This is a genomic window from Mesorhizobium sp. M4A.F.Ca.ET.020.02.1.1 (assembly GCF_004022645.1).
GTDB lineage: Bacteria > Pseudomonadota > Alphaproteobacteria > Rhizobiales > Rhizobiaceae > Mesorhizobium.
Genome location: NZ_RZOI01000543.1, coordinates 1 through 4250 on the forward strand (window position 1 = coordinate 1; position 4250 = coordinate 4250).

Annotated in this window: 3 protein-coding genes and 1 pseudogene; 3 read left to right on the plus strand and 1 reads right to left on the minus strand. The window is 65.5% G+C overall.

Annotated features, from left to right (window positions below; all coding sequences use genetic code 11):
* A pseudogene (locus EN742_RS26205) lies at positions 1 to 1067 on the minus strand (mechanosensitive ion channel family protein); the annotation flags it as partial.
* A 219-nt stretch (positions 1068 to 1286) separates the two neighbouring features.
* On the opposite strand from EN742_RS26205, the gene EN742_RS26210 reads away from it, so the two are divergent.
* The 3 genes from EN742_RS26210 to EN742_RS26220 all read left to right on the plus strand — a co-directional run.
* Complete coding sequence (locus EN742_RS26210; RefSeq protein WP_128333454.1) at positions 1287 to 2546, plus strand: sarcosine oxidase subunit beta; 1260 nt, start codon at positions 1287 to 1289, stop codon at positions 2544 to 2546.
* Positions 2547 to 2558: 12 nt separating this feature from the next.
* A complete protein-coding gene (locus tag EN742_RS26215; protein ID WP_126054074.1) occupies positions 2559 to 2855 on the plus strand; it encodes a sarcosine oxidase subunit delta in 297 nt (98 codons plus the stop codon).
* Positions 2852 to 4250 (plus strand): 2Fe-2S iron-sulfur cluster-binding protein (locus tag EN742_RS26220; protein ID WP_128333455.1); only part of this gene is annotated, 1399 nt, incomplete at its 3' end. The genes EN742_RS26215 and EN742_RS26220, both read left to right, overlap by 4 nt.

Here is a 4250-nt window from a genome sequence, read left to right on the forward strand (position 1 = left end):
GAGCCCATCTTGTCGTTGACCACGGACAGGAAATTGTTGAAGCCGATGACCACCGCCATCGCCGTCGTCAGCCGCACCAGCCAGCGCGCCGGCCCGGTTTCGACCGGAATCAGGCGCCAGTTGGGCAGGCGCGGCTCAAGCGCGGCATTGGTCAGCCGGTTGACGCAGAACACCACCGCGATGACGGCGAGCAGCGCATTGAGGAAGACGCCGATATCGCCGCGCAGCACGTTGTAATAATTGAAGAAGAACACGGTCGAGGCGAGGAACACCGAGAGCGCCGCGGACGGCAGCAGCGTTGACCAGAACGCCACGGAAAGCCGGCTGAGATAGGACGGCGCCTCGATGGACGGGTCGGGTTCGAAGATGCGCCCGAACAGGCGCCGGCCGCCGACCAGCAGCACCGCCGCCAGTCCCAGCGCCATCAGGGCCGCTGCGAGCACGGCCTGGAGTTTGAATTTGAAGGCGAAAATCAGCCAGGACGAGACGGCTTTGTAAAGGCCGGTGAATTGATCGTGCGCATCGGAAAAGGCCTGGGGACTGAGCGCGTCCGTCAGTTCATAGCGCTTGGCGAGGAAATTGCGGAAAAGGTCGCTGCGCATGACGCCGATCTTGTCGATCAGCCCGTTGATGCGGATCGACAGGTTTTGCGCGCTGGCGATGACGGCGTTGATCTCGGCTTTTTCGGCGGCAAGCGCTCCGCGCTCGTTGGTAACGATCGCCGGCTCCTGCGGCTGCCCCTGCGCCGGCGGCGGGCCAAGCACCTCGATCCGGTTGTTGATGTCGGCAAGGCGCGAGCGGAAGGCCAGTGCGCTGTTCAATGCCGCCCGCGACAGATCCTCGAGTTGCAGGCGGACGTCGACAAGCGCTGCGTCATCCTCGGCGTCGTCGGCGACCTTCTTTTCGAGACCATCGGTCTTGGCCGCCAGGTCCTGGACGACCTTCTGCTGGTCGACGATCAGTTGCGCGGAACCCTGGCCGATGGCCTGCGCCATCGCATCGAACGAAGGCTGCGCCGAAACGGCGAGCATCAGAACCAGGATCAGGCGAAGTAACCGGAAGAACATGACCTTGATGGCGACTCGCTGCCGAAAAGACTTCGTAATTTCGTTCTTGATAAAGACCGCCATACCCCGCGGCAAGCCGTCCCCGATCAGGCAAGTGCAAGCCGTCTCCGGTCAGGCAAGTGGAAGTCGGCCTGTCGAAAAGCGATGGCGCAATCTTGGCTTTGCGCCCGCTGCCTGCTCTATAGTCTGCCGCATCGCACCAACCGGACGACATGAAACATGGCGGAATATTCGGCCTTTTCGCTCCTCAAGAACGCGCTCAGCGGAAACAAGGACTGGAAGCCGGCCTGGCGCAAGCCGGACCCAAAGGCATCCTATGACGTGATCGTCATCGGCGGCGGTGGGCACGGCCTGTCGACCGCCTACTACCTCGCCAAGGAGCACGGCATCACCAACGTCGCGGTGCTGGAGAAGGGCTGGCTGGGCTCAGGCAATGTCGGCCGCAACACCACCGCAGTGCGCTCGAACTACCTTTTGCCTTCCAACACCCGCTTCTACGAGCATTCGATGAAGCTTTGGGAGAACCTCTCGCACGACCTCAACTACAATGTCATGTTCTCGCAGCGCGGCTGTCTGAACCTGGCGCATACGCCCGCCCAGTTCGACGACTATGCCAGGCGCGGCAACGCCATGCGCCATCTCGGCGTCGATGCCGAGCTGATGACCGTCGACCAGATCAAGCGGCTCGTGCCGGCGCTCGACGTCTCCGGCTCGGCGCGGTTCCCTGTCATCCGCGGCCTGATGCAGCGGCGCGCCGGCAGCGCCCGCCACGATGCGGTGGCCTGGGGCTATGCGCGCGGCGCCGACCGGCGCGGCGTCGACATCATCGAGAATTGCGAGGTCACCGGTTTTCTGCGCGACGGCGACCGCATCACCGGCGTTTCGACGACGCGCGGCGAGATCCGCGCCAGGAAGGTGGCGCTCGCCGTTGCCGGCAGCACCGGCCGCGTCATGCAACTGGCCGGCATCGACAAGATGCCGATCGAGAGCCATGTGCTGCAGGCCTTCGTGTCGGAATCGCTGAAGCCGATCATCGACACGATCCTGACCTTCGGCATGGGTCACTTTTACATCTCGCAGTCCGACAAGGGCGGCTTGGTCTATGGCGGCGACCTCGACGGCTACAACAGCTATGCCCAGCGCGGCAGCCTGCCGATCGTCGACGAGGTGATGAGCGAGATGCTGGCGCTGTTCCCCGGCCTGGCGCGCGTGCGCATGCTGCGCTCCTGGGGCGGCCTCTGCGACATGACGATGGACGGCTCGCCGATCATTACCACTGGCCCGCTGCCCGGCATGTATCTCAATTGCGGCTGGTGCTACGGCGGCTTCAAGGCGACACCGGCCTCCGGCTTTTGCTTTGCCTGGACCATCGCCAAGGGCGAGCCGCACGAGCTCAACGCGCCGTTCACGCTCGACCGCTTCTATCGCGGTCTCTTCATCGACGACAAGGGCCAAGGCGCGACGCCTCGGCTGCACTAGGGTTGAAATAAGATGCTTATCACCTGTCCCTATTGTGGCCCACGCGACGTCATCGAGTTTGCCTATCAGGGCGATGGCAACCGCGAGCGTCCGCAACCGGCCTCTCAGGACCTCGACGCCTGGAACGCCTATGTCTACGACCGGCTGAATCCGGCCGGCGACCATAACGAGATCTGGCAGCATGCCGGCGGCTGCCGCGCTCATATCAGGGTCGTGCGCAACACGCTGACACACGAGATTTCCAGCACTGCTTTCGCGCATGGCGGCCACAGATCCGCCACGCGGCACAAGACGGAAGCCAAGTCGTGAGCCCCCGTCGCATCGAGAACGGCGGCCGCGTCGACCGGCTGCGCACCATCCGCTTCACCTTCGACGGCGTGACCTATACCGGCCATGCCGGCGACACGCTGGCCTCGGCGCTGCTCGCCAATGGCGTGACGCTGTTCGGCCGCTCGTTCAAGTACCACCGCCCGCGCGGCGTGCTCACGGCCGGTGTCGAGGAGCCGAACGCGCTGGTAACAGTGCTGCGCGGCGAGGTGCGCGAACCGAACATCGCCGCGACCATGGTCGAGATCTATGACGGGCTCACCGCCGTCAGCCAGAACCGCTTCCCGTCGCTTGCCTGGGACGTCAGTGCGGCCAACCAGCTCGGCGGCAAGCCCCTGTCGGCCGGCTTCTACTACAAGACCTTCATGGGGCCGGTGATCGGCCCGCTCAAAGGCACCCGCTTCTGGATGTTCTGCGAGCATTTTATCCGCCGCGCCGCCGGTCTCGGCAGAGCCGGCACCGCCGCCGACACTTCGCGCTATGAGCGCATGAACGCCTTCTGCGACGTGCTGGTGGTCGGCTCCGGTCCGGCCGGGCTGATGGCCGCCAAGGCTGCCGCCGAACAGGGCGCGCGCGTCATCCTCACCGAGCTGGAGCCGCGCTTCGGCGGCTCGGCCAACTGGTCCGGCGAGACGATCGACGGCATGCCGGCGGACGACTGGGCGGCGCGCGTTGCCGGCCAACTCGAAGGCAACGACAATGTGCGGCTTTTGCCGCGCACCACGGTCTGGGGCTACTATGACGGCAACACGCTTGCCGCGCTGGAGCGTGTCAGCGACCACAAGGAGAGCCTGGCCAAGGGCGAGCCGCGCCATCGCTACTGGGCGATCCGCGCCAGAACCGTGGTGCTTGCCACCGGCTCCTTCGAACGGCCGCTGGTCTTCCCCGGCAATGACCGGCCGGGCGTCATGCTGGCGCATGCCGCAGAGCGCTACGCCAACGAATATGGCGTCCTGCCCGGCGAGAGGATTGCCCTGTTCACCAACAATGACAGCGCCTACCGTTCCGCCCTGGCGCTGAGGAAGGCAGGGGCCGCGATCGTCGCAATCGTCGACGTTCGCTCCGGGCTGTCGGACGAAATGCGCCGGCTGGCCACCGAGGCCGAGGCGGAAATGCTCTCCGGTCACGCCGTGGTGGCCACCGAGGGCGGCAAGGCTCTCTCCGGCCTAAAAGTGCAGCGCTTCGACATGCTGAGTGGCGCGCCCACCGGCGACGCGCGCAGCATCCATGCCGACTGCCTGCTGATGTCAGGCGGCTGGTCGCCGACGATCCATCTCGCCAGCCAGGCCGGCGCAAAGGCTGAGTGGAACCCGGCCAGGCAGGCCTTCCTGCCACCGAAGCCGACGCAGCGCTGGATCGGCGCCGGCGCCTTCACCG